Source organism: Xenorhabdus lircayensis (genome assembly GCF_016306625.1).
GTDB lineage: Bacteria > Pseudomonadota > Gammaproteobacteria > Enterobacterales > Enterobacteriaceae > Xenorhabdus > Xenorhabdus lircayensis.
This window is the reverse complement of the sequence record NZ_JACOII010000008.1, coordinates 5,081-8,670: the sequence shown is the minus strand read 5'-3', so window position 1 is coordinate 8,670 and position 3,590 is coordinate 5,081. Positions and strand designations below refer to the sequence as shown.

The 3,590-nt window shown below is 41.0% G+C and carries 6 protein-coding genes and 2 pseudogenes; 1 reads left to right on the top strand and 7 read right to left on the bottom strand.

The features are described 5' to 3' along the window. Positions 1-22: 22 nt before the first annotated feature. From H8A87_RS01125 to H8A87_RS19710, 7 genes and pseudogenes are all read right to left on the bottom strand, one after another. Positions 23-247, bottom strand: a pseudogene (locus tag H8A87_RS01125) (phosphoadenosine phosphosulfate reductase family protein); the annotation flags it as partial. Between the two features lie 107 nt (positions 248-354). Beyond that, positions 355-519: a hypothetical protein gene (locus H8A87_RS01120; protein ID WP_198688196.1), complete on the bottom strand. Its 165-nt coding sequence runs from the start codon at positions 517-519 to the stop codon at positions 355-357. A 2-nt stretch (positions 520-521) separates the two neighbouring features. Beyond that, positions 522-710 carry a hypothetical protein gene (locus H8A87_RS01115; RefSeq protein ID WP_198688195.1) on the bottom strand — a complete coding sequence of 63 codons (189 nt, stop codon included), beginning with the start codon at positions 708-710 and terminating at the stop codon, positions 522-524. A 19-nt stretch (positions 711-729) separates the two neighbouring features. Further along, a complete protein-coding gene (locus tag H8A87_RS01110; RefSeq protein WP_198688194.1) occupies positions 730-984 on the bottom strand; it encodes a DUF7446 family protein in 255 nt (84 codons plus the stop codon). A gap of 60 nt (positions 985-1,044) precedes the next feature. Beyond that, positions 1,045-1,266 (bottom strand): hypothetical protein, encoded by a 222-nt coding sequence (locus H8A87_RS01105; protein WP_198688193.1) that lies wholly within the window; start codon positions 1,264-1,266, stop codon positions 1,045-1,047. A 34-nt stretch (positions 1,267-1,300) separates the two neighbouring features. Beyond that, on the bottom strand, positions 1,301-1,570 hold the full coding sequence (locus tag H8A87_RS01100) for a hypothetical protein (protein WP_198688192.1): 270 nt from the start codon (positions 1,568-1,570) through the stop codon (positions 1,301-1,303). A 1,222-nt stretch (positions 1,571-2,792) separates the two neighbouring features. Further along, positions 2,793-3,038: pseudogene (locus H8A87_RS19710) on the bottom strand (helix-turn-helix domain-containing protein); the annotation flags it as partial. Positions 3,039-3,117: 79 nt separating this feature from the next. On the opposite strand from H8A87_RS19710, the gene H8A87_RS01090 reads away from it, so the two are divergent. After that, positions 3,118-3,345, top strand: coding sequence for a helix-turn-helix transcriptional regulator (locus tag H8A87_RS01090; RefSeq protein ID WP_198688190.1), 228 nt, complete (start codon positions 3,118-3,120; stop codon positions 3,343-3,345). Positions 3,346-3,590 lie beyond the last annotated feature (245 nt).

Genomic DNA, 3,590 nt, shown 5'->3' with positions numbered 1-3,590 from the left:
CTCCGTGTTGGTCTGTCAGCTAGGGTGTGCCGTACTTCTTCACCATATCCGTGAATGGTGTTAATACTGGCAGCCGTGTTTGAATATCGCCCGGTTCCCAAACTGTATAACTATTAGATGCACCCAACTGAGGATTGATATCAGCCTGCAAGACTACCAGCGGGATATTCCAGAATTTCACAACCTCCCTGACAAATCGGTAGGTCATGGGATGCTCTGCGCCAGTGTCCATAAAAATATAGCGGATAAAATCGCACAGTAACTCATCAGGTGTGCGTTGATCGCCCTTTGGCTCATCCTTTACTGGTTTGTTATTGATTAAGCTATTGAGAGATTGTTTTGTTGTGACCGGAGTTACATCGCGCATTGCGCGTGGCTCTGATTCAAACTCATCAGGCGTATAGATTCCCATCTGTCAGCGTCATCATGCAGAACTTCAAAATATTTCCACCATTCTGCATCTGTCTGTGCAATTTCCGACGCTTTCATCATTAAATCGGCGTGGATATGTTTAGCCATTGTTATTCTCCAGTATTAATCAATTCTGCTAATTCATCTGGTGATAATTCTGAGTAGTAATTAACGCCTCTTTCATGATCTGCCATTGCTGATTTAAATTCACCAAATTGATTATCCCAAATTTCATGAATTCTGGAGGATTGAACATATATTAATGTTTTATTACTACCAAATACCTTAATCATTTTCATTGTTATTTTCCTCCAATGATTATGGTCTTTCTGTTAGTTCTAATTTATATTCAACATCACCAATCCTAATAATTGTCGGTCTACTAAAATCATCATTATTACTAATAATTTCTATTGCAGCATCCAACACCTGATGAGTAACATCACGACGAGCACCAACCATAACTACAGAATTTGGCATATTTTTATTTTCTTTTACTCTACCCAAAAATGCTCTATTTGATAATTTTGATACACGAATAACTAAACTGTCCAGCGTTTTATTACTTCTCATATTATATCTCTCTATAGTAATTAACTCACCACAGCCCACTCGGAAATGAGCTGGAGTTAGTTAATTGGCAATGCTATATTCTTCTGGGTTTAATTCCTCTCTGCTTTTAATTACAAATGGCTGGCCTAAAAAGTCGAAACGCTCATCGCCAGTCCAATAATCATCAACCAGTTTCTGACAAAATAACCCAGTATCTATTGCATCTTGTGCATTTGCATAATATGAAAAAGATCCAGCCAATTTATTTGATACTCTGGAAACCTGTGTAGCTGTTCTGTACATGATAATTACCTGTTTTGATCTCATAATTCTCATATCACCCCCTCGCCGTAACCCCGCCCGATTCCAGTCTACGGCGGGGAGATTTGTTATTTTTTGCAACCGGTTCTTTTGACTGCGCATTGTTTACCGCTGTAATGAAACCGCTTAATGCGTTAACAGTGTCGCTCTCCTGCGTTCTGATGCGCTGCTTGGGTTCGCGGTTGTTCCAGAAATTTTTATGCCGATTCCTGTCGATTTTATCGAAAACGTTTTCGATAGCTTCGAGAGCTATTTCGAGACTATCTGTCATTACTGATTCGTTCATGGAACTTCTCCCGTAATAATTGGCTTTGATGGTGTGGTGGTAGGTACTGATCTCCTACTTCTCGCAAAGCTCAAACCACCAAGGATTAAAACCCGAATCGAACGGGTTGCACCTGCGCTGTTCCTGATCACATCAGCCTGTGCATTCACCACACCTCAAAGCCAACTTGAACTTTGAACCACACTCTCGCAGTGGTCGCGCCTCCTGCCGCGTTCTCGCCGCTAATAACCGGTGCATGATTGGCCGTCATGCTGCTCTACCGGATTAACGCATCATCGCGTTTGCGGTCTAACCCGCTGGATATTACATAAATTATCCTTATAGTTAATTTCAGCGCGCTCTCTGTCAGGGATGCCCGTTCGCGCTCTTTCGAGGCTAATCTTCTCACTGACATACTGCTATCGACTGTCAGCGATACATCGCATTTGTGCGTAGGGGTGTAACAGAGTGAATACGCTGTTCTGGGTTAGATTGTTAAAGAGCGAATTCCTTTTAACTTTGGCTCCGTGCCTTCGTTGAAAACAATATTGAACCAAAAGTACGAATTAAGCAAGTACCAAAAGTACAAATTTAAATTAAATTATCGTACTTTTGGTATAACTAATTGATTAATAATGAAATAAATTTTTACATCAGTGGGATATTGTGATTGTGGTCACGGATTGAGCGAGGAAGGGGCGTAAAAAAGGTTTATTTGGGGGTGGTTTCTCCCCCCATCTAACACCAGTAAAATCGACCTGCTTTTTACAGTAAAGCACATTATCAACTTCTGCCTGACCAGGCCAGGTAATCTGTAGATTTTGCCACTGTTGATTATCCATTTTGTCTATAGCCCCCTAAAAAATATCATTAAAACACAGAGGCTTAATCATATTACCCTGCATCACTCCTGCCAGCATTTTGATCGAAAATTGTCTGATTTGTGATACTAGGCAGAAGGCCGCGAGGTGCGGCCTATATTAAAAAATATGACACAGTGAACATTTCATTTAGTTACTGTTTACATATGGTATATGTTTTGTTAGCTTGCTTTACTGCTACGCTTCGCCAACATTTCAGCGAAAATCGCATCAAAATGCGCTGCTTTTATCTTCATTTCTTTTAAAAAACGATCTGCTTCTTCTGCTGGCAAACGGTCGAATAATTCCAATAACTCTTCTTGTTCCTTCGTTAATTGCCTAGTTGCTGGTTTAACAGCTTGTATTTTATCTGGGCGAGCGTTATCGCTAGCATTGTCTATGCCATGTTGCAACCAGACGATATCGACTTTGAGATAATCAGCAAGAGCATTCATCTTTTCCTGTCTGGGCAAAGATTCCGAATTAAACCACTTGCTGACTGCCTTAGATGACACCCCTAAAGCCCTAACTATCGCTGCCCCTCGACCATGTTCATTTAGACCAGCCTGCTCACAGGCCTGCGCCAGCCGTTGGGAAAATTGTTCGCGCGTTTTTTCTGTCTGTACCATAAGTACGATGATAATCCACTTGAAAAAACTTTCAGTTCAATCATAATGTGTACTGAAAGTACGAAATAAAGGAGTTGTTATGCGAACCTTGGAAGAACCAATTAAAAATATTGGCATCACCGAAGTAGCTCGTGCTTGTGGGGTTAGTGAAAGAGCCGTTTATAAATGGCTAAAAAACGGATTCCTCCCCAAGACTGAGTTTTTCGGTAAAACCAACTATGCCGAGACAATTCAACAGATTTCTGATGGTAAATATCAGGCACATGATCTGCTAGATATCAGTAAGAAAAAATTGCTCTCAGCATAGCTGTACTGCTCTTTAACAATTTGCCCTCACGACAGGCTATCGGTGAACCCTAGCAAACCGAAATAGCGCCGAGACTGATCTCAGGCAATCGGGGAATGCAGGAGCAATATCACCCCGTAAAGGCTTACTCATCATAATGCCGTGTTCGTGTTACTCACCATCATCTATCTCAGGATAGTTGATATTTCCGCTTATTTATTAAACAAAACTTAACTATAGGAAGTGTAGCAAATGGAAGTCGCAAA

What these genes read in the sequence shown, in the direction of transcription:
- H8A87_RS01120 (WP_198688196.1), bottom strand. Translation starts at nt 519, where the DNA reads ATGGCTAAACATATCCACGCCGATTTAATGATGAAAGCGTCGGAAATT.
- H8A87_RS01110 (WP_198688194.1), bottom strand. Translation starts at nt 984, where the DNA reads ATGAGAAGTAATAAAACGCTGGACAGTTTAGTTATTCGTGTATCAAAA.
- H8A87_RS01090 (WP_198688190.1), top strand. Translation starts at nt 3,118, where the DNA reads ATGCGAACCTTGGAAGAACCAATTAAAAATATTGGCATCACCGAAGTA.
- H8A87_RS01100 (WP_198688192.1), bottom strand. Translation starts at nt 1,570, where the DNA reads ATGAACGAATCAGTAATGACAGATAGTCTCGAAATAGCTCTCGAAGCT.
- H8A87_RS01105 (WP_198688193.1), bottom strand. Translation starts at nt 1,266, where the DNA reads ATGTACAGAACAGCTACACAGGTTTCCAGAGTATCAAATAAATTGGCT.
- H8A87_RS01115 (WP_198688195.1), bottom strand. Translation starts at nt 710, where the DNA reads ATGAAAATGATTAAGGTATTTGGTAGTAATAAAACATTAATATATGTT.